Here is a 22,921-nt window from a genome sequence, read left to right as displayed (position 1 = left end):
CTAACCAGAGGCTTTTATTCTATCCCTTCACTGGCAAAAAGCTCCATTGATCTCTACTGGAGATTTGATTGTTAGATGTATCGTGGACGGCTGGGATGCGCCTCTTGATTGGGCTTAGCGTGTCTTCTTGAGTTTATTCCTGAGGCGCTCGCGGGCTTCTTGTTTCTTCTGCTCAAGTTCTTGGCGACGGCGGGCCTGTTCTTCGGCGGCTTTGCGCTGCTGCTCCTGGCGGGCACGTTCGGCGCGTTCGCGCTGCTCCTGCTGTTCGCGGGCACGGCGCTGCTGTTCCTCACGCTGCTGGCGCTCGCGCTCCGCTCTCTGCCGGGCGGCACGCTCCTGGGCCTCACGGGCGGCCTGCTCTTTGGCTGCGCGTTCGCGGCGCTCTTGCTCCGCCTTGGCGCGCTCGGCTTTCATGGCTTGTTCCTTGGCGGCGCGCTCTGCTTGTTCGCGGGCCTGACGTTCCCGGGCTTCACGGGCACTCTGGGCTTTCTCGGCGCGCTCTTGCTGCTCGCGCTGGGCGCGCTCCTGTGCCTTGCGTTCCGCCTTGGCGCGTTCCTCACGCTCTGCCTTTTGCTGGCGCTCACGCTCGAGCTTCTCCATGCGCTGACGTTTCTCCTCTTCCTTCTTTCGCTCTAACAGCTCACGAATACTCTTCACCTCTTTCTGCTTTTTGGCCTCTTGTTCCTCGCGCATCTTGCGTTCGCGTTCTTCCTGGGCCTTGCGCTTCATCTCGGCTTCGCGGGCGGCGTTTTCCTTGGCTTCGCGGGCTGCCTTTTCACGGGCCTCACGCTCGGCGCGGATTTTCTCAGCACGCTCACGTTCGGCGCGTTCGCGCTGGGCTTTCTCTCTGCCTTCGCGGTCACGCTCAGCTTTCTCACGGCCTTCACGCTGACGGTCCTCCATCTCGCGCTTGCGTCTATCCTCGCCGCGCTTTCTGGCATCTTCTTCGCGGGCACGGCGTTCTTCTTCGCCACGCTTACGTTTCTCGTCTTCCTCGCGCTGGTTGCGCTCCATTTCCTTGCGGCGATCGCTATCGCGTTTTTCGCGATTGAGTTTCTCCTCGAGCTTACGCTTTTCTTCTTCCTGTTTCTTTTTGATCAGGGCACGCAGGTCGTTCTTCTCTCGGGCGTCTTTGTTCGCACGTTCTTCGCGCATCTTGCGCTCACGTTCGGCACGCTCCTTGGCTTCTCGGTTCTCACGTTCTGCGATCTCGCGAGCACGGCGCTCACGCTCAGCACGCTCTCTGGCTTCGCGCTCACGTTTATCTCGAGCTTCACGCAGCTTGCTTTCTCTGGCCGCAGCTTCACGGCGGATGCGGTCGGCATCGCGGTCTGAGCGGTTGCGGTCATCGCGATCACCACGACGGCGCTCGTCTTGCTCGCGTTTCAGATTCACGAGATTGGCATGGCGGGCTTCGCGGTGCTTGCGCTCACCTTTGTCCCAATCACTGCGGTGGAAGCGGTTCTTGGTCAGGCTGCTGTTGTCATCCTTGTACTGGGCACGCAGTTTGTCTGCGTAGTCCTTGCGGCGCTCCAGACGGACTTTGTCCAGCTTGCGCTTCACGCCATCAAGCTTCTTGCGGTCGTGGTCGACTTTGAGCTGCGGGGCGTACTGGTGGACGACTCCATTCTCCACACGGTGGCGACGGTCTCCGCGCCAGTCATGGCGGTGCTCACGGTCCAGCCTGTAGTGGGCTACCCTGCGGCCTCCGTGACGATGGCTCAGCCAGTCCAGACGAGGACCACATTCGTGATAGTGGCGGCGGTTGCCATGCAGGTGGCGGGTCAGCCTGTAGAGCAGACTATTGCGATGGCGTGAGATCCTAGAGTACTTGCGGCCGACACCGAAGTAACGGGTCTCCACGTAGCAGTAAGAATTCCAGCTCAGGCCGTAGTCATTGTAAGTGACGTAGACATTGTAATCGAGCGTCTCCGGAGGCAAGGGTGCCCAGCCGATGTAGTCATCGCTATAGCGCCAGTCCACCCAGGCAGGTCCCCAGACTTCACCGGGTATCCAGACCCAGCCGTCGTCGACTAACAAAGCCCAGCGGCCATAGTGATAGACGGCCCAGCCGAAAGGTTCGTTAGATATCCAGGTCCAGCCTTCATCGGTCCACACCCAGTAGCCATCAACATAGGGCTGCCATTCAGGGTTCTGCGCCTCATGGGGCTGCCAGACGTAGCCCAACTCATCGGTATAAAACCAGACACCGTAGGGGGCGAGATCACGATAGAACATGCCCAGACCATCCTCGACTACCGGGTAAGTCTCCTCCTCCACGACGATGGCCCGGGGAGGTGTGGGCTCCGGCGCAGGCTCTTCCACGTAAGGTTCAGGCTCCGGCTCTGGAAGTGGCTGCGGCATGGGCTCAGGGAGCGGCTCGCGGTCCATTTCAGCCAAGCGGCTATCAATGCCGTCCAGGCGCTCTCGCTGGAGTCTCAGCTCTTCCTCGAGGACAAGTTTCTCATCTTTCAGCGCATCCAGCTCAGCCTGCTGGCTGGCGATGACTTCCGCTGAGTCGTCCGGGCTGTGACTGTCCTCGGGCAACTTATTGGGCATCTCATCACAAGAGGTCATCAGACCGCCGGCACAGAGAACCAAGGCAAAACGTTTTAAAGGGTACATGGTTGGTTTATTGGGTTTCGTTGTCACTTGGACGCAAAACACAGCAGATCCATTCACAATGTAGCACTCTTTTTTCTGTGCCTCCACAAATCCCCTGCTCCCAGACGCAAAGAAGGCCCGGAACCCTGTTCAGGTTCCAAGCCTTTTCTCACACAACCCATATGTGTACTAAAATGATCTATACCATGGCTTAGAAGAGCGTGACGAGGGCTTCCTTGTTCGCCTTGGTCAGCATGAGGTAGGCACGGTCCTCTTCCTTCCAGCTGACGATATTGAACTTCGTCGTGCTGCAGGATTTGCAGGACTTCATGCAGATGGTCTTCTTGCTGGCGAGCTTCTCAAAGCCATCGATGTTTTCCTGGTCGAAGACGAAGAGGTGGACAACACCCACGCCTTCTTTCTCAAAGCAGAGGAGTGAAGCCTGGGCACCGCACTTCAGGGTGACTTCCTTACAACCGATGATAGTGGCATTCTCCAGACCAGCAGGAACCTGTCTTGGTACCGGGAGGGACTCGCTCTCCAACCATGCGTAGGCGTCTTGCCTACTGAGGCCCTGGGCCTCCAGCTTCACCTTGGTGGTGCTGTTCATCACCTGGGCCAGCTCGATCTGAGCCGACTGCATAGGGATGCGCGGGGCGATGCTCACCGGAGTAGTGGTAGCCACGATCGGGTCACTGTCATTGATGGCTCCGCCCGGAGTGTCCAGGCTGACAAAGACACCGACAGCCAATACGGCGGCTACTGCAGCGGCCGTGATCCAGCGCCACATGGAAATGTCTGAAACCTTGTCTGCCACGGAAGGCTTTTCTGCGGTCTCCATTTCCATGGCAGCCACGAGCTGCTCACGGAATCCTGCCGGCGGTGCGATGCTGGCCAGCGCTCCTACGAAGGAAGCATCCAGGTCTTCATCCAGATTCGCCGGACTACCGTCAAATTCTAACACAGCGAGTATTTCCTGCCTCAGGCCCTCGGGAATCGGTGCTCCGCTGAGAGCAGCGGCAAACTCCGCATCCTGGGCGCGTTCATGGGCTAACCAGTCTCCGAGCTCACGGTCCTCGACCGCCAGCTTGAGAGCCTCTGCAAATTCAGGGGCATTGGCATCCGCACCGTCCGGGCGGAAACACTGAAGCATAAATTTGGCTTTCTCCTTATCCATGGCTTTTTTTGTTGGTTTGCTGTTGAATGGAAATGATTTTGGTCGGGACGTCATTAGCCTCGTCACGCATTTTAGAGCGAAGCTGTTCCTTACCCCGGGAGATACGGGACATCACGGTGCCCATGGGCACGTCCAGAATCTCGGCGATCTCCTTGTAGCTATGCTGCTGGAGATAAAAGAGCGTCAAAGGCGCACGGAAGGTCTCGTCAAGCTGGGAGAGAAGCTCCACGGCACGCTGGCCGTCCATCTTTCTCGCCGTCTCGCGTTCACCGTCATCCGTGGAGAGCTGGTAGTCCACATCATCCAGATCAGTCTCTGGAAAACGGGTCTGTCTCCGCGCATGGCCCAAGTGCTCGCGGTAAAGTGTGGTGAAAAGCCAGGTCTTTGCCTTGGACTTGTCCTTGAGCTGGTGCCCCTTCTGGGCCCAGATACAATAGGTCTGCTGGACGAGGTCCGCCGCTCTGTCAGGGCTCTTCGCCAGAGAATAGGCGAAACGATAGAGCGCCTGATAATGCTGGTCGACTAAGTCTTGGAATTCACTGTTACTCACTGCTTTGATGAGAGTACCTCAAGCAGGAGTTTATTCCATCCTATTTGAAAACTTATCCGACGTCAGGAACCTCCAGTCTGTTCACGACCGTAGAAAAACGTCTCTTCCACCTACGGGACCCTGAAAAGGTGGGTCTCATCGGGGTCCGCAGGATCACGGACCAAGGTCATCGACTGGATGTCCCTGACGTCGACCAAATTTCCCGTGTAGGGATTCAGCACAAAGCCGGGTCTGCCCTCCACAGCCACGGCTACCGGGTACTTTGGCTTATCGACCGCAGGATTGCCTGGATCGACAGGCTTGTCTCCGTCAGGTTTATTCGGTGGATCGACGATGCCAGCCCCCGTGGTACCATGACCACTAGGCTGCGTACCGTGGGGATTTTCCCAGGTATGAGCCGGGTAAGGTCTGAACACTTTGCTCAGCCAGGCACACGAGTTCAGGCCAGTCAGCATACAGACTGCCAGCGCTACATTTCGTACGACGATCCGCTTCATGTGCTACTTTTACAACACTTGATCCAGCAGCACAAGAGCGAATGTTAAAAATCCAGCATTTTAAATAACACACTTCCCTGTTTACGAACGGGGCGTATTCCCCTATTTCGAGCGTATGCCGACTGTCCATGTGAACCTGGGAGACCGCTCCTACGATGTGATCTGTGAATACGGGGTCCTGAATCAGGCCGCCGAACTCATCTCTGCCACCGGCCTGAAGGGCAAGGTAGCCGTCATTTCTGATAGCAATGTGGCTCCTCACTATTCCGACGGTCTACTAGCGAATCTAAAGACCGCTGGCTTTGACCCGAGCCTGCACACCGTACCTGCGGGTGAGGCCTCCAAGTCGATGACTCAAGTCGAGTTGCTCTGCCGCGAAATGACCCAGGCAGGCCATGACCGCAAGTCTTTCGTCATCGCGCTCGGCGGTGGCGTGATCGGTGACCTGGCCGGATTTGTGGCTTCCATTTTCTACCGTGGCGTTCCCTTCGTGCAGATCCCGACGACCATCGTTTCTCTCGTGGACAGCTCTGTGGGCGGCAAGACCGGTGTCAACATCGCCGAGGGCAAGAACCTCGTCGGCGCCTTCCATCAGCCGCGTCTGGTGATTGCTGATCCGGCCACTCTGGCTACTCTGGAAGACCGCGAGTACCGCGAGGGCTTTGCCGAGGTGATCAAGCACGCCGCGATCCGCGACGAAGCCATGCTGGCTGAGATCGACAAGCTCGACCCCGCCGACAAGGCACCACCAGCTGAACTCATCGCCCGGAACATCGCCATCAAGGCCCGCGTGGTGGAAGAGGACGAACAAGAGACCTCCGGCACACGCGCCCTGCTGAATTTCGGCCACACCATCGGCCACGGAATCGAGGCCTCAGTGCCCTACGGCGAGCTTCTCCACGGTGAAGCCATCTCACTGGGCACCCGCGCCGCGCTGCTTCTCTCCGTGAAGCACAGCACCCTTTCCCAAGAAGATGCCGACCGCATCCTTGCCCTCTTCGAGAAATTCCAGCTTCCGCTCGTGCTCCCGCAGCACATCAGCACGGAGACCGTGATGGAGAAACTCCTACGCGACAAAAAGTTCAGCGCCGGTGCCATCCACTTCGTCCTGCTCGATGCAGCAGGCAGCGCCTTTGTGAGCCCAGACCTCACCCTCGACGAGCTCCGCGACACCGTGGAGCTACTGCGCTCCTAGTCGATCATCTGCCATCACCTCGCAGTCTAACACTGCGGGCTGAGCGTACTTTCCAGACACAAAAAAACCCGGGCTATGCGGCCCGGGTTTTTGCTTTTGAAATCTTAGTAGTCAGCGTGCTCACTATCCATGACGCGTTGTACCACGACGAGCCAGTTCATCAGGTTGATCGGTGGCAGCTCCGCCGGGTGAGTAATCTGAGTCAGGTTCGCCTTGATCTTGCTTGCCTTGACCTGCTCAGTGGTACCGAGCTTAAAGTCGAGCACATTGATACCAGCTGTTGTTTCATCACCAAAGGAACCAACCTGGCCTGTGAGAGTGAATCGGGTATTGGAGGCATCCAAACCGACACGCATCTCGGGACAAAACAGGGAGAATGGAGGTCTGAACTCTCCAGTCAAACCAGAGTTAAGTGGAGGTGTTGTAGTTACCGTATTTACATCACTCATCAGATAGGTTCTGAAATTCGTGACAATAGAAAGACCTGTCGCAAAATCGGTGAAATCATCAGCCTCTGCTAACAAAAGTGAAATGTCTCCGCTTTGTGTCGGAATATTAGGAACGGCTACATTGTTGCCAGACTGAGTGTAATCCGCGTTGATGACGATCGAGTTGTTCACACTGGTAGCATCTGGAGCTGATGCCAAAGTCTGCATCCAAGGCCAGAGTCTAGCCATATTCAGTTCCAGAGAAGGTCTACCTGGCACCGTCGAGAGAACATGGAACGGGAACGCATCCCCTTCGTCTGTTCCAGGCTCAGGCCAGTTGCCATCTGTTTTGGAAAATTTGTACGAGACATCAGAACCTCCGGATTTGTAGGTGAAGAGAATTTCGGTAGGTGTCTGATCAGTCGAATCACGAACGGTAATCACATCGAGCTTCATTGCACAGCGATGACAACCCATGGAGTACTGGTACCAGCTCTCGGCACTCAGACGGCTGCCTTTGCCCGAAACAGGAGATTCCTCAAAATCATTCACTGTCGCGTAGCGGTCAAAGAACTCGTTTCCAGGATTGATGGCAATGAACATAGCACGTGCCGTGTCTGATGATTTAGAGATTGGGTAGAATCCTTTAGAAGTAGCCTCGAAGGTTTCTCGGTCTACCCCACTACCCCCTGTATAAGTCTCACCGTTAGTACCCAGAGTTGTCCCACCAGAGATGGTGGCACCCTTCCTAACAGCCAAACGATCAGCTGTCACGGTATTGACGGTTGTGACCTTGTTGGCTGAGATACCCCCAGAGATCGTCACATCCGCCCAAGCTTCTGCGCCAATCTGTCCAAGAGTAATCGCTGTCGCTGCGTTGATGGGCAACTGAGCTGGCAGTTCATAAATAGATAGGACATACTCGCGGTCCAGGTAGTAACCGTTATTGACTTCACGAGTGAGCCCGGTCGCATTCATGTGCTTGATCTCCGGATGAAGGAAAAGCCTCCACCAGTTGTGCTTGCCCACAATAGGTTTTCCTGCCTCACCATAGCCAAAGTGAATGTTTGGATAGTTGATGACGTTATACTGATTGTACACATCGTCGTTAGCAAACAGGCCTTCATGTGGAGTACCCGTGGTGCTATACGCCAGAGCTGAAGACAGCAAAAGATTGTTTGAGGCGTATGTCTTGGAAGACGTGTCCACGGTAGTACGACTCGTCAGACCGCTGGAGCCTTGTCCACGAGCATAGAGTGGCGGAGGGTAGTTTCCCTGGGCCGTGGATTCCACTGCACCGGGAGTACTGTAGCTATCTGCTGCCGCACCTACGTAATCGAGTACCGAAGTGTAAGTTGCATCTGCTACGTTCAGAGACCGAGCTTCAGTCAGGTTTAGCTTGGTCTTGATAGCCGGGTAACTGTCCGTATCGATGGTTTTGGCAAAGCTCGAGAGTTTGCCTGCCTCAGTGTACAAGGCCTCAAAAGAGGTCGCGTTCTTCGAAAAGGTTGAATCCTGTGAACCGTCTACCATGGAGTTTGCAGCAACGACGGGAGCTAAGCTCACTACAGCCCTGAGAAAGGCCTGCTCTCGAGCCTCGTAGTCCAACTGCAGCTGAACCTTACGCTGGGTATCTAGGCTGCGGACCGTAGACTGGAATGTAGCCGCCATGAGGCCCAAACAGAAAATCCCGACAACGACGACAACGGTAATGTTTACAAAACCTTTTCGCTGAGTCTTGAATGGATAAGTGGTAATCTTCATAGCGATGAACTTGCTGCGTATTGAATTTGTCCCCCGTAAGGGCCTGTCAAAGTCATGATCAGAATCCCGTTCTGGATTCCAAACGTAACGTTACTCGCACCACCGGTGATGGTCCAACTGGAAATAATGGTAGAAGCGTCCGGGCTCAACTTATGGAACTTTAATGTCCCCGTGCTAGCTCCGTCAGCCTTGGTAAATTCGATAAGTCCAAATTCGCGCGAGCCGTCCGGCTGGGCAAAACCAATGACCATGGTGGAACCATTGGCGACCAGGCCATTTGTATCAGACAGCGCATCCGCCTGACTGCCGTGAATGCGGAACGCATCTGCCTGAGAGAGGATGCGCACCATCATGCTGTTGGCCACAGGAGCCTCTTCAAGCACGAACTTCTGGGAGTTCAGCATGGTATAGAAATTGACCTGCTGGCTGAGCATCATGGTGCTCGTCGTAGCCAACAAGAGTCCCAGCATCATCACGACAACAAGCTCGATGAGGGTGTAGCCCTTGCGCAGACCTCTCATTAAGCGGGTGTTTTTTTGGCATGAAATTTTCATTGCGATCTGATGACTATTCTGGATTTAACAAAAGTATCACCGTTGACGGTGTACACGAGGTGACTCTGAAGCTTCCATACTTGGATACCTAAGTCAGTGAAGCTGATGGCGCCTGTCCCCGTAGGAGTCCAATCATAGGCACTTCTGGTACGGCGGACATCCCCAGTAAGCACGATACCGGAATTCGGCAAGGTTCCCAGATTGACTTGGGTTTCTTGGTATAGCGGATACTCAGGCCACTCACCGCTATCACTGATGCTGTCAAAGTCCACTCGGTTTGCATAGGCAAGCTCGTAGGATAGATAGGCGTCTGCCATGTTGTGGCCAATCGTTTGGGCTCGAGGTTTTACGATCGTTAGGGAGCCCTGCAGCATGACAAGCATCAGAGAAACCAGTACGAAGAGAGCAATCGTGCCTTCTACCAGAAAGTCACCTTTGCGCTTTCTTAGGAGCGCGCGGCCAAGCAAATCCTTCCGCTGGCCGCGGTTTGTAGGGTTTTGAGTGTATCTCTTCATTAGACGGGAAAAATATACATTGGGATTCCAGCAGACTTCCTCAAAGTTTCAATGAAAAAATTGTAATCTTTCTTCACATTTAGAAGTTCATCCACTAATCACCAAGGGGTTTAGCATATCGCTAGGGACTCATTTTATAGAAAATTCTGACGCGAGAGTCAATCTATTTCCCCTAGGCCTCGATGGTCTCTCCACCCACGTGGAAGCCGATGGTACGCCTAGGCTTCTCCTCCTCAATGGTACGAGTGTAGCAGAGAATCTGCAAACTCGCCTGGTGCGAGATGAACATGCAGGGGGAATCCCCCACCATACCTTCGATCACCACACCTGAGTGGCCATCTTCACCGATGGTCATGACTTCCACCACGTCTCCTGTCTGCAGGAATGTCAGTACGACGGGCGTCTCTCCCTCAGGCAGGCTATCGCGCCATTTCACCACACGGTCAGCAAGACGGCGGATAAACTCCCCGGCCGACTCGAAACGGTGCTCCCTTTCCTTGGGCACCGAAGAAAGGATGTCTTTCAAATTAGGGATACCATGGGTGGCCCCAGGAAGACTGATATAGGGTTTTCTGAAATGCTCGTCGATGCGGTCTTGCTCCATACCTTATGAAACAAGACCAAATCTGATATCAACGAAAGCCCTTTTGATAAGAACTAAGCAAAAGCACTACTCCGCGTGCTTCTCGATCATCGCGTAGGCATTGTGGTTGTGGATAGACTCAAAGTTCTCCGCCTCCACGCGGTACCACACGATGTTATCCTGAGCGTTTGCCTTACTGGCCACGTTACGCACCAAGTCCTCTACGAAGACTGGATTATCGTAGGCACGCTCGGTCACGTACTTTTCATCCGGGCGCTTCAGTAGACTATAGAGCTCACAGCTGGCTGAAGACTCTACGAGGTCAATGAGGTCTTCCACCCAGATCGGACGCTTGGCACGCACAGCGAAAGTCACCAGACCGCGCTGGTTGTGGGCACCGTAGTCGCTGATCGCCTTGGAGCATGGGCAAAGCGTCGCCACAGGCACCATCACGGTGCAGACGAAATCTGAATCACCGTTAGCACAGGCCTCGACCTCGAAACGCACGGTGTAGTCCAGCACGCCACCTTTGCCCGTCACAGGAGCCGGCTTGGTTCGGAAGAACGGGAACTCAAATTCCACGTGAGCCTTGGAAGCTTCCAAGCGCTCTAGAAGTTCCTCGGGAACCTTCTTCATTTCACGTACATCCAGGCAGTTGCCATGGGAGTTCAGCACCTCCACGAAGCGGCTCATGTGTGTGCCTTTGAAATGTTCCGGCAAGTCCACGGCAAGCGCGGTGGTAGCCACGGTACGCTGGGATCCGCCTTCTTTCTCTCGAACCTCTACAGGAAAGCGAAGCGCTTTCACCCCTACCCTGTCGATCGCGATATTGCGGTGATCGCGCTCGTTCTGGGTATCCTTCAGCGGCATGATTTGTTCTGGCATCTTAAAAACTAGATCTTGGTTTCTCAGTAAACCGATTTCACAAAGCCATTAGGGAAACAAAACGAGCCTGCCCAGAATTGACTAGGCAAGCTCGAAAAACCATCTATGTGAGATCAGCATCCCGTCTTCCAATTATGGAAGAAGGTTGCAAGAACGTGCACGCTTGATCTCGCGTGTAATCTTGCGGTGAAGCTTGGCGGAAACTCCAGTCACACGACGTGGGAGGATCTTGCCAGTCTCAGAAGTAAACTTGCTAAGAATCTCTGTGTTCTTGTAGTCGATCTGCTCTGCAGGAAGGTCGATACGACGACGTGGCATCGTACGGTTGGCCTTACGGAAGGCGATGCGGCGTTCGATTGTTTTAGGCTCGGACATAATAAGAAAATCTGTGATGTATCTTGAATGCGTGATTAGCGAAGCTCGCGGTGTACAGTACGGCGCTTGAGAGCTGGGTTGAACTTAACCTTCTCAAGGCGGCCTGGTGTACGAAGGCTCTTCTTGTTGCGTGTAGTCACGTAGCGGGAAGGAGACTTACCTTCGGCGCGTGCTTCGGTGCATTCGAGGATGATGATATCGCGTGGCATGGTTTCTTAAATGGTTGAAATCGGGAGGCGGAAGCTACTCAATTTGGGGCCAGCGTCAAGCCAAACCGTGATTTTTTTAACACTCTCCCTCGCCTTATTGCCATTGAAACTGCCTGCTGAGAGTAAAAAACCTCCACCCTTCACGAGCGGAGGTTTACGTTTCCTAATGATATTCTAAGCCTTAGAAACCCTCCAGACCACCAATGTAGCCTGGCTCGTCTTCACGGCGATAGCGCTGCTTGCCGTATTTTTCTTCCCACTTTTCCTGACACTCCACGGTCAGACGACAGAACGGGATGGCTTCCAGTCGTGCGTTCGGGATACGCTTTCCGGACAACTCACAGATGCCGTAGACACCCTTCTCGACCCTGCCCAGCGCATCTTGCACCTCATAGAGGGCGTCTTGCTCCTTGGAGAGGATATTCAGGGCCAAGTCGCGGTCATAGGCATCGCTACCCGCATCACCTTGGTGCATTCCCGAACCGTTTGCCTCACTACCCTCAGGGCCGGACTTCAGGGTGTCCTGGGCCATGCCATGAGTCGTATCCAGCAACTCATCCAGAAGCTCCAGCAAACGTTCGCGCTGCTTCTTCACAAACGCACTCAGTTTCACTGGCTTCTTAGGATCAGCTTTCGCTGGGGCCTTCTTGGCTTTGGCAGCCGAGCTCTTGGCTACCACCTTCTTCGCTACCTTTTTAGGGGCTTTTTTTTCTGTCTTACTCACAACTTTCTTCGTGGCCTTTTTGGCGGGCGCTTTCTTAGCCACCTTCTTGGCGACCTTTTTCACTACCTTCTTGGCAGCTTTCTTAGTCGCCTTTTTGACCACCTTCTTCACCGCTTTCTTTGCGGTCTTCTTAGCAGGCTTCTTCACCACCTTCTTTTTAGGAGCTACCTTTTTGGCTTTCTTTGCCACTTTCTTGGCTGCCTTCTTCACCACTTTCTTGGCTGATTTTTTGGCAGGAGCTTTCTTGGCGGTCTTTTTAGCGGCTTTCTTCACCGCCTTTTTAGCCACCTTCTTGGCAGTCTTTTTCACCGCTTTTTTAGCGACTTTCTTAGCGGCCTTTTTCGCAACCGTCTTCTTGGCTACTTTTTTTGCTGCAGATTTCTTGGAGGTTTTCTTTGCAGGTGCTTTCTTGGGAGCTTTTTTAGCGCCCTTTTTCACCTGTTTCTTTTTGGCTGCCATGGACTTAGATGGTTCAGTAGTTTGGTTTTATTAGAAATATCGCCCATTACATTAACACAATAGGCGAGCTTCAAATAGACATTCTTTTATTATCTTCAAGCTAAATCGACTGTACCCAAGGAGTTTTGTGACATTCCTAACCGATTTTCAGGTATTTTTTTAGCTTTGAAAAGCTGCGTATTTGACACACTCCCCCGCGCCATCCAATCTGCCGTCATGACTTGGAATGACCACTTTCTGAAACTGTTCCGCAGATGCCTGGAAGCCTACCGTGGAGGCAACTCCGACTTTAACACTTACTACAGCGATGACGACCTCACCTTTCTCGCTTCTATCGGCTATAAGCCACGCGAACTTTTTGACTTTGTCGAAGACCTAGCAGATGACGGCGAGCCTACAGAGTCCACCGCTCTGCTCATCGCCGCAGTACGCCGCGACTACCTCATGGTCGTTCAAAACAACATCCTCAGTGAGTACGAAATCACCATGGATGAACTACCAGGCAAGCAGGAAGAGACGGATGGCATCGCCTATCTACCACGCATCATCGCCAAGGCTGAGCACAAGCTGCGCGGCGAACTCGATCCTAACATCATGTTCGGCTGCGGCGGCGACCGCAATTTTTTCCGTCGCCATGGGAACATCCACCCCGCTGACTTCCTCCGCCACGTCTGGGCCGCTGATGGCGACCACGACCACATTCTGGATTACGTGAAGTCCCAGCCAAACCAAGACTAGTAGCACCCATCTAACATTTTTAACACAATGTCCAAATACGCAGGCGAACAAATCCTCGTCATCAAGCGCGAACTCTTCGACTCCCTCGGTTCCTTCCAAGGCATCCAGACAGACGTCGAGAAGTACCTCTCCACCATCATCAACCCATCCAATAACTTCTTTATGGACAGGGCAGAGGCCGAAGAGGACCCAACTCACAAGCAGCTCATTCCTTACGCCCTTTTCCGCCACAACGGAAAAATCATCAACTACATGCGCAGCAAATCAGGCGGTGAAGCCCGCCTGCACGCCAAGCGCTCCATGGGTATCGGTGGCCACATCAATCCAGAGGACGAACGTGAAGACCACCTCGGCATGGAAACCTACCTAGCCGGCGTGGAACGCGAAATAAACGAGGAGCTTAATATCCAGGGCAACTACACCCAGAAGATTGTGGCCCTTCTCAACGATGACTCAAACGAAGTAGGCAAGGTCCACCTCGGCGTCGTCCACCTCTTCGAACTCGAGACGGACCAAGTCACCTCCAACGAGGAAGCCATTGCCGATCTCAAGTTCAACACCATCGAAGAACTCCAGGGCGAAATGCACGAAAATCTCGAGAGCTGGTCTCAGATTTGCGCTGATATCTTGAAGGAACTTTAATTATCACGAATCCTATCCTTTTAACCAAACGCCTCCTATCAGCAGGAGGCGTTTTTTTATTCAGCACGCGTAGATGCCACCCCTGCAGAAGTGAGCGTAATTTGATAAAGTTTTTTGTAACCTTGGCCCATTTTGTGCCAGTATACCCTGATGGGTATATTCTCCGGCAGCACCGACGATGCTATTGTCACGCAAATAGCAGTCCACCAGGCAGAACTGCTTGCCTATATCCATTCGCTCCTCCCCGGTGACCCCTCAGTGCAAGATGTGCTTCAGCGCACTAATCTCGTGATATGGAAAAAGCGTAAAAACTTTGAGAAAGGCACCAATTTCCGCGCATGGGCATATAGCATTGCCCGCTGGGAGGTAAAATCCTACCTCAAGGAGTGTCAGCGCAAGGACTGGCTGGTGATCCATGATGATCTAGCGAAGAAAATCACGGAGTCCATGGAAGAATCCACCGAGGAAACCCCCACACACGATCTCCGTGTCGCCCTAGACCACTGCCTCCAAAAACTAAACCCCAGCGAGCGCGAGCTGATTACCCATCGATACTACTCAGAAACCCCCCTCAAAGAATACGCACAAAGCTCAGGTAAAAGCGTAGGCTCTCTGAAAGTCACCCTGAGCCGCCTGAGGACAGCACTCAGACGCTGCATCGACGAACGACAAACTTTAGACAAGATTATCCCAAGCTAATGCCCATGAGCCCTATTCAGCTGGAAACTCGCATACAGGAACTCCTAGATGGATCCCTGTCAGAGGAACTATGGCCGGAACTCATGCATGAGCTAGATAACTCCGAGGAAGCCCGCGCCCTCTATTGCAAGCACGCACGCATTCACAGCCTTCTCGGTCAGAACGCGAAGGGCATTAGAGCCCTGACCACTCCCGTTCCGACCATCTCCGTACAGGAAATCATCAAGAAAAGGCGCAAAAAGCTTGTAGCCTACTCCTCAATGGCAGCCGCAGCGATGGTTCTCCTGACTTTGGCAGTGATGCAGTTCATCTTTGTCTCCCCAACGGACAGACCCCTCACTTTGAGGGCTTCCCCTGGAACCGACTTTGCCATCACTCATGCGGACAACGCCCAAAAGCACCATGAACTAACCCTCAAACCTGGATCCAGACTCATCGTGAACCAAGGCACCGTCGAACTCAATTTTGAGAGCGGTGTACAATCCATTCTTCAGGCTCCAGCAGACATCACCCTTCTCACAGAGAACAGCATCCAAATGAGAGAGGGCTCTGCCTGGTTTAACGTTTCCAAACAAGCCAAAGGCTTCAGCGTCATCACCAATGACCTGAACATTGTTGATTTAGGCACCGAGTTTGGAGTCATCAACACCCCCGGCGGCCAGGAAGAAGTCCACGTATTCAAAGGCAAAGTCCAGGTAAGCGCCAGACACCACCGAAAAGACTCACAGAAACTGATCGCCGATGAAGCCTGCCGAGTCAGCAATGTTGGCACTCTTGACTCCATCACCACACAACCCTCCCGCTTCCTCACAACCCTTCCTGATCAACTTCCTTACATGCACTGGTCATTTGATGGAGACGATCAACTAGCATGTTCTGGCACCCACCCATCCGCCGCCAACACCACAACCAAAGTCATTGATTCCTATGACGGGAATGACTTCCAAGCCGTTGAAGGCAAATTCGGCAAAGCGATGCAGGCTACAGGCACATGCGCCTTTATTGAGACCGACTGGAAAGGCATCGGTGATGACTCCCCTCGTACGATGGCCTACTGGATCAAGCTACCTAAGGAAGAAAACTACGGTATCAGCTATCAAACTATCGGCTGGGGCAGATTCTGGGGACACCACGATCTCACCACCAATCAATTCTACTCTTACATTTGCTCTTTCGATGACGGAACCAGTATCAGCGGAGTCTCCCTGGGCGGCCACTGGGTGGGGGGATACACCAATATTGGAGATGGAGAGTGGCACCACATAGCCCATGTATTCACAGGTAAACACCTGGAAGACGGAAACCCTGAAATCTACAGCTATGTCGATGGAGAACCTGAGCACATCCAACGCAACACAAACGAACACCTAATCAGGCACAGCAACGGCAACATCCCAGTCAATACCAACATTTACGACAAAGACTCTAAACCACTCTCTCTTCTAGCACATTCTTGGGACGACACTCGCCACGGCTGGCCCTTCCAACCCAGCATGGATGAGATCTACATTTTCGCCGCCGCACTCTCAGCTGAGCAGATCCAAAACCTCTACCGCTACAATACCTACGAGGGACCACAATAGACCAAGCTGACTACCAAAGGCGAAGCCCGAAACACTTTCAAAAACACTGCATTAACCAACCAGCACTGCGGATCTCGCGGTGCTGGTTTTTTATATCATTCGGCAGACGATCAGCGAGAATAGTTCCTAGCCCCAAAGATAGAACTCCCCACACGCACCATCGTAGCGCCCTCCTGGATAGCCACCTCAAAATCCCCACTCATTCCCATACTCAGCTCAGGCAGATTCATCCCATACTGCTCCTGAAGACGTACACGCAATGCCACCATCTCTTTAAAATAGATTCTAGCATCATCCGGATTCTCCACCGCAGGCGGAATACACATCAATCCCCTGAGGTCCAGATGCTCCAACTGCAGGATTTCAGCGAAGCTGTCCTCCAACTCATCAACCTCAAATCCTCCCTTGCTCAACTCGCGGCCAATGTTCACCTGCAACAGCACCTTCGGACGAATTCCCATGTCTGTAGCCACCCCGTTCGCATAACGGGCCAGCTTCAAGGAATCGATACTGTGTACCCAGTGAAAAAGACCAAAGACTTTACGCACTTTGTTACGCTGTAATCCACCGATGAAATGCCACTCCAGCTCATCACTCATCGCCGGAATCTTGTCTTGGCCTTCCTGAAGCTTGTTCTCACCAAAGACACGTTGCCCGGCATCCACCGCCTGCTGAACATGCTCGGCAGGCCAAGTCTTGGAGACAGCCACCAAACTCACCTCGTCAACTCCACGACCACTGCTCTGCGCCGCAATTGCCATCCTCTCCTTCACTTCCGCCAAGTTTTCAGCAACTTCATTCATAGCCCAATCCTCCAACCTAACGAACAAAACTCAATTCTAAATCCAAGTATAAGCTGCAGGCATCACAAAAAGCATTGCAAGTCTGACAACGCACCCCCTCTATATAACCTCACCATAAACCTTAACCTTCATGCATCGCACAAACAAACTCAACTCCCTCTCACTCCTCTCTGCCAGCTGTCTTCTACTGACGCTATCTTCCGTCAAAGCTGAATTCCAAGATTGGACTAGAGAAAAAGACTCCGCCACCATCTCTGCCGAAATTATCAAGTACGACACCGAGACCGGGAAGCTAACTCTGAAGCTAAAAAACGATAAGGAAGTCGTGATCGAGAAATCCGTACTCATTGCTGAGCACCAAAATCGCCTCGAGGAGTACGCAAAAGAAATGGCGAAACACGCCGAGGAGATGGCTAAAAAAAGAGAAGCCGCCAAAAATGGCAGAATGGAGACCTTCACCCCTGAAGGTGGCGGCGGACATAAGATTCACATCTACTATCCAGCTGGTTACATCAAGGGCGACGAATCTAACAAGAAGCGACCAGCTGCATACGTCTACTCCCCTGGAGGTCACTCCAAGAGCCTTGTGAACATGATGAAGCCTGGAGCGGACGAGCTAGGCTGGGTACTTATTGGAGTTGATTGCTATCGCAACAAAAAGGACAGCGAGACCATCAAGAAAGAAAATCTCGCTGCACAGGCTGAAGCCAAGAAGCAGGTCAGCTATGACACCACACGTGTAGTCTTCGGCGGATTCTCTGGCGGAGGATCATGGGCATTCATCAGCTCCAGTTTTTTGAATACTGAAGCCGCTGGCATACTCTCTTTTGGTGGCTGGATGGGCAATCACTACGACCTCAAATATTCCAAGAAAATGGCCGTCGCGATGATCAACGGAGACTCCGACAAGAATGCCCAACACTACGAAGAGCCCGATGGAGATTTCCTAAGAAAGAAAACACGAGCAAAAATCAAAGTGTTCCACTTTCAGGGAGGCCACAAACTTCCAGAACCCAAAACAGCCACCGAGGCCATGCGCTGGGTACACGAAACCAAGGAATTCCCGGAAAAATCCTCCTACTAGATCCAGCCCCGCTCTCACCAGCGCAGAAGCCCTCTAGCCCCTGTTTTTTGACGTAAAGCGAAGCGGTATGTGAATATGTGCCCATAAGCACAAACTGCCACAATTCCTTCTTTCCAAGGCTATACAAGCGCATTACATTCGCTCCCCCGGGCAGCAGCCCTAGCGGGACCGCAAGACATTTTAGAAATTTTCAAACCGTAACCTTCTAAATATCAAAACATGAAGTCACCATACGACTCTCAATACACACCGGATACCACCGGATCACTCCACTCATTTTCCAACGAACGCGACAACTGTGGCATGGGCGCCATCGTCCAGATCCACGGCAAAGCGTCGAAGAAAATATTGGATCTAGCGGTAGAGTCCGTCTGTAACATGACACACCGTGGTGCCGTGGACGCAGACATGAAGACTGGTGACGGTTCCGGTATCCTCTCCCAAATCCCTCGCAAACTTTTTGCTCGCGAAGCCGCAGCTCTTGGTAATTCAAGCGTAGCAGCTGAAGACATCGCCGTTGGCGTATTCTTCATGCCACGTGGCAATGCCGATGCTGAGACCCAGATCAAGAGCCTCGCGGAAAAGACAGTTAGCGACCGCGGTATTGCAATCATCGGCTGGCGTGAAGTCCCCGTTGTTCCTGAGGAACTCGGTGAACTCGCCCAAAAGACCCAGCCCCACATCCTTCACCTCCTCATGGCCAAGCCATCAGGCTGGGATTCACTTCAGTTTGAGCGCCAGCTCTACCTCTGCCGCCGCGCTGTCGAGCACGGCACCAAGGATATTGATAACTTCTACATGCCTTCCTTCTCTGGCCGCCTGATCTCCTACAAAGGCCTTGCCATGCCAGCCACCCTGCGCGCCTTCTACAAGGACATGCAGGACGACGACTTTGAGACAGCAATCGCTCTCTACCACCAGCGATTCTCCACTAACACTTTCCCAGCTTGGCCACTCGGTCAGCCATTCCGCATGATGTGCCACAACGGTGAAATCAACACCGTCCGCGGTAACCGGAACTGGATGGCTTCCCGTGAAGAATTCTTCGAATCAGACGTCTGGGGCGACGACGTAAACCTCGTCAAAAATCTCCTTTCTGATAACGAGTCCGACTCCGCGTCTCTCGACCATGCGCTCGAGCTACTCACCCTTTCCGGCCGCTCCATCGAGCACTCCATGTGTATGCTCGTGCCACCGGCCTTCCGTAACGACCCGGACATCTCCGATGAGCTTCGCGGTTTCTACGCATACCACCGCTCCTTCGCAGAGCCTTGGGACGGCCCAGCTGGTCTCGTCTACACAGATGGCACCAAAGTCTGCGCCTCTCTCGACCGTAACGGCCTGCGCCCATCCCGCTACGCCCTCACTGAGGACGGCCTACTCTATATCGGCTCCGAAATCGGCGCGGTCGAGCTCGATCAGTCCACCATCATCCGCAAGGGGCGCCTCGGACCAGGCCAAATGCTTCTTGCCGACCTCTCCACTGGCGAGCTCAAGAATGACCGTGAAGTCAAGGAAGCCCTCGCCAAGCAGGCTCCTTACGCTCGCTGGGTAGATGAGAACCAACTCAACCTCCGTGACTACATTTCCCCGGACCCTCAAGTCCCAGCTGTAGATTTTGATGAGACAACTCTGACACGCCTTCAGATCATGAACGGCATCAGTGAGGAAGACCTGGACATGGTATTTCCTCCTATGATCAAGGGAGCTCAAGAAGCCGTCTTCTCCATGGGTGATGATATCCCTCTGGCAGTTCTCTCCACCTACCCGCGTCTCCTCTACACATACTTCAAGCAACTCTTCGCACAGGTAACCAACCCACCGATCGATCCGATCCGTGAGTGGGCCGTCATGTCCTTGGCTGCCGGCCTTGGAGCAGAACGCAACATGCTTGATGAAACTCCAGAGCACGCCGCGGTCCTCGAACTCGAGTCCGCTATCCTGCTCGAACAGGAAATGGAGAAGATCAAACAAATGGGCGAGCATGGCTACCCATCCCGCCAACTCGATACCACCTGGAACCTCTCTGAAGGTGCCGATGGCATGCTCAAAGCTATCCAGCGCGTCTGCAAGGAAGCAGAAGAAGCCATTGAGGAAGACATTTCCATCCTGATCCTCTCCGACCGCGCCTCAGCCCCAGAGCGAGTCGCCATTCCAACACTTCTCATTACAGGCGCCGTACACCACCATCTCAACCGCGCACGCAAGCGTCTCCGCGCCTCTCTCGTGATTGAAACAGCAGAAGCCCGTGACACCCATCAGATTGCCTGCTTGTTCGGCTTTGGTGCTACCGCCGTCTGCCCATACCTTGGCTATGCGACTGTCCGTCAGGTCATCGCGAACGATACCAAAGGCAAGCTCGAAGGCGTCACTCCAGAGATTGGCATGGCCAACTACCGCAAGGCACTCGAAAAAGGCCTACTGAAGATCATGTCCAAGATGGGTATCTCCGTACTCAACTCCTACCAGGGTGCTCAGATCTTCGAGGCTGTCGGCATCGGTTCCGATGTTGTCGATACCTGCTTCACTGCAACCAAGTCCCGCATTGGTGGTATTGGTTTCGCAGAAATCGCGGAAGAATCCATCATCCGCCACAAGGCTGGTCACAGCGACCTCACTGAAGGCGAGCCACTCACTCTCGGTGACCCAGGCTACAACCGCTACCGTAAACAAGGTGAGCGCCACGCTCTCACCACAGACGTGATCAAGAATTTCCACACCTTCGTAAAGACTGGCAAAGCTGAGGACTACGAAGACTACGTGAAAGCCTCCCTTGAAACTACTCCGGTAACCATCAAGGACCTCTTCGACTTCGTGCCACTTTCCAGTGGCCCAGTACCGATCGAAGAAGTTGAGCCAATCGAAGACATCCGCCGCCGCTTCACCACAGCAGCGATGTCCATCGGCGCTCTCTCCCCAGAAGCTCACGAAACGCTTGCCATCGCCATGAACCGCATTGGCGGCCGCTCTGACTCTGGTGAAGGCGGTGAAGATCCTAAGCGCTTCACTCCATACCCGAACGGCGACCTCGCGAAGTCCCGCATCAAGCAGATTGCATCCGGTCGTTTCGGTGTCTCCGCTCACTACCTCGTGAATGCGGACGAACTGGAAATCAAGATGGCCCAGGGCGCCAAGCCTGGCGAAGGTGGCCAGCTGCCAGGTCACAAGGTGAACGGCATCATCGCCCGCCTGCGCAACACCCAACCAGGTGTCCAGCTCATCTCACCTCCACCTCACCACGACATCTACTCCATCGAGGATCTGGCTCAGCTCATCCACGACCTGAAGGAAATCAATCCGAAGGCCCGCGTAACTGTGAAGCTCGTTGCCGAGAACGGTGTTGGCACAGTGGCAGCAGGTGTTGCCAAGGCCAGTGCAGACGTCATTCTGATCTCCGGTCACGACGGAGGTACAGGCGCTTCCCCGCTTTCCTCCACCAAGCACTGTGGTCTCCCATGGGAACTCGGTCTCTCAGAGGCACAGCAGACACTCCTACTCAACGGCCTCCGCAACAAGGTCACCCTGCGTACAGACGGCGGCCTCCGCACAGGTAAGGACATCATCACCGCAGCTATCCTCGGTGCTGAGGAATACAACTTCGGCACCATCGCGATGATCGCCATGGGCTGTGTATACGTCCGTAAGTGCCACCTCAACAACTGCCCAGTGGGCGTAGCCACTACCGATCCGAAGTGGCGTGCCAAGTTCAAGGGCACCCCAGAGCAGGTCATCAACTTCTTCAACGCAGTTTCCCAGGAAGCTCGTGAGATCATGGCCTCTCTCGGTGTACGCAAGCTCGACGAGCTCATCGGTCACCCCGGATTCCTTAAACAGCGTCACGTACCTGAGCACCCGAAAGCCAACATGATTGACCTCGGCCCTGTGCTCAAGGACGTCACTCCAGAGCTCTCCAAGATCTCAGGCACCCCTGTGGACCAGATCTCCCGCATTTGCACGCAGGAACGCAACGACGGCTTGGACAAGCCAGCCCTCGACCTACAGATCCTTGAAGACCTCAAGAAGGAACTCGCTACTGATGATTTCAGCGCCCTGATGGACCGCGCACCTATCTGCCTGGACTACAAGGTGGTCAATACAGACCGTAACATCGGCACTCGCCTCTCCGGGCGCATCGCCGAGGTCTATGGCAACACCGGCCTACCATGCGGCACCATCACACTCAATATCAGCGGATCAGCAGGTCAGTCATTCGGTACATTCCTAGCAGGAGGCATCCACCTCAACCTCGTAGGTGAAGGCAATGACTACGTAGGCAAGGGCATGGCTGGCGGCCGCATCACCGTCCGTCCTGTTGAGAACCACAAGTTTGAGGCTGCGAAGAATTCCATCGTCGGTAACACCTGTCTCTATGGTGCCACTCACGGTAAACTCTTCGTCAACGGCCGTGCTGGTGAACGCTTCTGCGTACGTAACTCAGGAGCACAAGCGGTTGTCGAAGGCGTCGGCGACCACGGTTGCGAGTACATGACCAACGGCCTCACCGTGATCCTTGGCAAGACTGGCAAAAACTTTGGCGCTGGCATGTCCGGCGGCACCGCCTACGTCTATGACGAAGACGGCCGCTTCCAGTCCCGCATCAATACCGAGATGGTAGCTCCACTACCAATCAAACGCCCTGAGGACATCGCCGAGTGCAAGGCCCTCATCGAGGAGCACGCCGAGCTGACTGGCTCCTCACGCGCCAAGGAACTTCTGGCCGACTGGGAGAACACCGTACACAAGATCGTACGCGTCATTCCTAAGACACGCGCCATGCTGGAGCTAGCCGAGTCAGAGCACGAGGCAGCCTCTACACCGAAAGCAAAGGCCTAAGCTTCCTTACTAAAATTTGT

General features: G+C 53.9%; 20 protein-coding genes. 7 read left to right on the top strand and 13 right to left on the bottom strand.

The features are described from left to right. Positions 1 to 114 precede the first annotated feature (114 nt). The 4 genes from BUB27_RS11750 to BUB27_RS11730 all read right to left on the bottom strand — a co-directional run bounded on the left by BUB27_RS11750 (position 115) and on the right by BUB27_RS11730 (position 4,828). Positions 115 to 2,625: a DUF6600 domain-containing protein gene (locus BUB27_RS11750; protein WP_200797116.1), complete on the bottom strand. Its 2,511-nt coding sequence runs from the start codon at positions 2,623 to 2,625 to the stop codon at positions 115 to 117. 190 nt (positions 2,626 to 2,815) lie between these two features. Then, on the bottom strand, positions 2,816 to 3,781 hold the full coding sequence (locus BUB27_RS11740; RefSeq protein WP_143184041.1) for a hypothetical protein: 966 nt from the start codon (positions 3,779 to 3,781) through the stop codon (positions 2,816 to 2,818). Continuing rightward, positions 3,774 to 4,331: an RNA polymerase sigma factor gene (locus tag BUB27_RS11735; protein WP_143184040.1), complete on the bottom strand. Its 558-nt coding sequence runs from the start codon at positions 4,329 to 4,331 to the stop codon at positions 3,774 to 3,776. Before BUB27_RS11735 ends, BUB27_RS11740 begins: the two co-directional genes overlap by 8 nt. Before the next feature lie 110 nt (positions 4,332 to 4,441). Further along, complete coding sequence (locus BUB27_RS11730; protein WP_143184039.1) at positions 4,442 to 4,828, bottom strand: hypothetical protein; 387 nt, start codon at positions 4,826 to 4,828, stop codon at positions 4,442 to 4,444. A 115-nt stretch (positions 4,829 to 4,943) separates the two neighbouring features. On the opposite strand from BUB27_RS11730, the gene aroB reads away from it, so the two are divergent. After that, the gene (gene aroB / locus BUB27_RS11725) at positions 4,944 to 6,023 is read left to right on the top strand and encodes a 3-dehydroquinate synthase (RefSeq protein ID WP_143184038.1); all 1,080 of its coding nucleotides are present in this window, start codon (positions 4,944 to 4,946) and stop codon (positions 6,021 to 6,023) included. 104 nt (positions 6,024 to 6,127) lie between these two features. Here the strand turns inward: aroB and BUB27_RS11720 are convergent, their stop codons facing one another. From BUB27_RS11720 to BUB27_RS11685, 8 genes are all read right to left on the bottom strand, one after another. Next, positions 6,128 to 8,215, bottom strand: coding sequence for a hypothetical protein (locus BUB27_RS11720; protein ID WP_143184037.1), 2,088 nt, complete (start codon positions 8,213 to 8,215; stop codon positions 6,128 to 6,130). Further along, on the bottom strand, positions 8,212 to 8,736 hold the full coding sequence (locus BUB27_RS11715; RefSeq protein ID WP_159434930.1) for a PilW family protein: 525 nt from the start codon (positions 8,734 to 8,736) through the stop codon (positions 8,212 to 8,214). Before BUB27_RS11715 ends, BUB27_RS11720 begins: the two co-directional genes overlap by 4 nt. Before the next feature lie 29 nt (positions 8,737 to 8,765). Then, positions 8,766 to 9,284: a hypothetical protein gene (locus tag BUB27_RS11710; RefSeq protein WP_143184035.1), complete on the bottom strand. Its 519-nt coding sequence runs from the start codon at positions 9,282 to 9,284 to the stop codon at positions 8,766 to 8,768. A 172-nt stretch (positions 9,285 to 9,456) separates the two neighbouring features. Then, positions 9,457 to 9,888: a hypothetical protein gene (locus tag BUB27_RS11705; protein WP_143184034.1), complete on the bottom strand. Its 432-nt coding sequence runs from the start codon at positions 9,886 to 9,888 to the stop codon at positions 9,457 to 9,459. Positions 9,889 to 9,954: 66 nt separating this feature from the next. Beyond that, positions 9,955 to 10,752 carry a GTP cyclohydrolase FolE2 gene (folE2, locus tag BUB27_RS11700; RefSeq protein WP_143184033.1) on the bottom strand — a complete coding sequence of 266 codons (798 nt, stop codon included), beginning with the start codon at positions 10,750 to 10,752 and terminating at the stop codon, positions 9,955 to 9,957. 132 nt (positions 10,753 to 10,884) lie between these two features. Continuing rightward, a complete protein-coding gene (gene rpsR / locus BUB27_RS11695; protein ID WP_327289746.1) occupies positions 10,885 to 11,127 on the bottom strand; it encodes a 30S ribosomal protein S18 in 243 nt (80 codons plus the stop codon). 35 nt (positions 11,128 to 11,162) lie between these two features. Further along, positions 11,163 to 11,336, bottom strand: a complete 174-nt coding sequence (gene rpmG / locus BUB27_RS11690) for a 50S ribosomal protein L33 (RefSeq protein WP_143184032.1) — start codon at positions 11,334 to 11,336, stop codon at positions 11,163 to 11,165. A 181-nt stretch (positions 11,337 to 11,517) separates the two neighbouring features. Beyond that, the gene (locus BUB27_RS11685) at positions 11,518 to 12,519 is read right to left on the bottom strand and encodes a TraR/DksA family transcriptional regulator (protein WP_143184031.1); all 1,002 of its coding nucleotides are present in this window, start codon (positions 12,517 to 12,519) and stop codon (positions 11,518 to 11,520) included. A gap of 165 nt (positions 12,520 to 12,684) precedes the next feature. Here BUB27_RS11685 and BUB27_RS11680 point away from each other — a divergent pair, with 165 nt between their 5' ends. The 4 genes from BUB27_RS11680 to BUB27_RS11665 all read left to right on the top strand — a co-directional run bounded on the left by BUB27_RS11680 (position 12,685) and on the right by BUB27_RS11665 (position 16,181). Next, a complete protein-coding gene (locus BUB27_RS11680) occupies positions 12,685 to 13,257 on the top strand; it encodes a hypothetical protein (protein ID WP_234991741.1) in 573 nt (190 codons plus the stop codon). 27 nt (positions 13,258 to 13,284) lie between these two features. After that, a complete protein-coding gene (locus BUB27_RS11675; protein ID WP_143184030.1) occupies positions 13,285 to 13,899 on the top strand; it encodes a hypothetical protein in 615 nt (204 codons plus the stop codon). A gap of 150 nt (positions 13,900 to 14,049) precedes the next feature. Continuing rightward, the gene (locus BUB27_RS11670) at positions 14,050 to 14,598 is read left to right on the top strand and encodes a sigma-70 family RNA polymerase sigma factor (protein WP_143184029.1); all 549 of its coding nucleotides are present in this window, start codon (positions 14,050 to 14,052) and stop codon (positions 14,596 to 14,598) included. Between the two features lie 5 nt (positions 14,599 to 14,603). Further along, positions 14,604 to 16,181: a FecR domain-containing protein gene (locus BUB27_RS11665; protein ID WP_159434929.1), complete on the top strand. Its 1,578-nt coding sequence runs from the start codon at positions 14,604 to 14,606 to the stop codon at positions 16,179 to 16,181. A 110-nt stretch (positions 16,182 to 16,291) separates the two neighbouring features. Here the strand turns inward: BUB27_RS11665 and BUB27_RS11660 are convergent, their stop codons facing one another. Further along, the gene (locus BUB27_RS11660) at positions 16,292 to 16,984 is read right to left on the bottom strand and encodes a YggS family pyridoxal phosphate-dependent enzyme (RefSeq protein WP_143184027.1); all 693 of its coding nucleotides are present in this window, start codon (positions 16,982 to 16,984) and stop codon (positions 16,292 to 16,294) included. A 130-nt stretch (positions 16,985 to 17,114) separates the two neighbouring features. Between BUB27_RS11660 and BUB27_RS11655 the strand changes: the two genes are divergently transcribed. Together BUB27_RS11655 and gltB are read left to right on the top strand one after the other, a co-directional pair. Continuing rightward, positions 17,115 to 18,068 (top strand): hypothetical protein, encoded by a 954-nt coding sequence (locus BUB27_RS11655; RefSeq protein ID WP_143184026.1) that lies wholly within the window; start codon positions 17,115 to 17,117, stop codon positions 18,066 to 18,068. A gap of 219 nt (positions 18,069 to 18,287) precedes the next feature. Beyond that, positions 18,288 to 22,901: a glutamate synthase large subunit gene (gene gltB / locus BUB27_RS11650; RefSeq protein WP_143184025.1), complete on the top strand. Its 4,614-nt coding sequence runs from the start codon at positions 18,288 to 18,290 to the stop codon at positions 22,899 to 22,901. The last annotated feature ends 20 nt before the right edge of the window (positions 22,902 to 22,921 follow it).

This window comes from Rubritalea squalenifaciens DSM 18772 (assembly GCF_900141815.1).
GTDB lineage: Bacteria > Verrucomicrobiota > Verrucomicrobiia > Verrucomicrobiales > Akkermansiaceae > Rubritalea > Rubritalea squalenifaciens.
Note: the sequence above shows the minus strand (reverse complement) of the source record. Positions and strands in the feature narration are given on the sequence as shown.

Bases quoted from the DNA above. Each gene is read 5' to 3' on its own strand.
- rpmG (WP_143184032.1), bottom strand. From the start codon at position 11,336: ATGCCACGCGATATCATCATCCTCGAATGCACCGAAGCACGCGCCGAA.
- BUB27_RS11740 (WP_143184041.1), bottom strand. From the start codon at position 3,781: ATGGATAAGGAGAAAGCCAAATTTATGCTTCAGTGTTTCCGCCCGGAC.
- BUB27_RS11675 (WP_143184030.1), top strand. From the start codon at position 13,285: ATGTCCAAATACGCAGGCGAACAAATCCTCGTCATCAAGCGCGAACTC.
- BUB27_RS11730 (WP_143184039.1), bottom strand. From the start codon at position 4,828: ATGAAGCGGATCGTCGTACGAAATGTAGCGCTGGCAGTCTGTATGCTG.
- BUB27_RS11750 (WP_200797116.1), bottom strand. From the start codon at position 2,625: ATGTACCCTTTAAAACGTTTTGCCTTGGTTCTCTGTGCCGGCGGTCTG.
- BUB27_RS11720 (WP_143184037.1), bottom strand. From the start codon at position 8,215: ATGAAGATTACCACTTATCCATTCAAGACTCAGCGAAAAGGTTTTGTA.
- BUB27_RS11715 (WP_159434930.1), bottom strand. From the start codon at position 8,736: ATGAGAGGTCTGCGCAAGGGCTACACCCTCATCGAGCTTGTTGTCGTG.
- BUB27_RS11685 (WP_143184031.1), bottom strand. From the start codon at position 12,519: ATGGCAGCCAAAAAGAAACAGGTGAAAAAGGGCGCTAAAAAAGCTCCC.
- BUB27_RS11665 (WP_159434929.1), top strand. From the start codon at position 14,604: ATGAGCCCTATTCAGCTGGAAACTCGCATACAGGAACTCCTAGATGGA.
- BUB27_RS11655 (WP_143184026.1), top strand. From the start codon at position 17,115: ATGCATCGCACAAACAAACTCAACTCCCTCTCACTCCTCTCTGCCAGC.
- aroB (WP_143184038.1), top strand. From the start codon at position 4,944: ATGCCGACTGTCCATGTGAACCTGGGAGACCGCTCCTACGATGTGATC.
- rpsR (WP_327289746.1), bottom strand. From the start codon at position 11,127: ATGTCCGAGCCTAAAACAATCGAACGCCGCATCGCCTTCCGTAAGGCC.
- BUB27_RS11670 (WP_143184029.1), top strand. From the start codon at position 14,050: ATGGGTATATTCTCCGGCAGCACCGACGATGCTATTGTCACGCAAATA.
- folE2 (WP_143184033.1), bottom strand. From the start codon at position 10,752: ATGCCAGAACAAATCATGCCGCTGAAGGATACCCAGAACGAGCGCGAT.
- BUB27_RS11710 (WP_143184035.1), bottom strand. From the start codon at position 9,284: ATGAAGAGATACACTCAAAACCCTACAAACCGCGGCCAGCGGAAGGAT.
- BUB27_RS11705 (WP_143184034.1), bottom strand. From the start codon at position 9,888: ATGGAGCAAGACCGCATCGACGAGCATTTCAGAAAACCCTATATCAGT.
- BUB27_RS11660 (WP_143184027.1), bottom strand. From the start codon at position 16,984: ATGAATGAAGTTGCTGAAAACTTGGCGGAAGTGAAGGAGAGGATGGCA.
- gltB (WP_143184025.1), top strand. From the start codon at position 18,288: ATGAAGTCACCATACGACTCTCAATACACACCGGATACCACCGGATCA.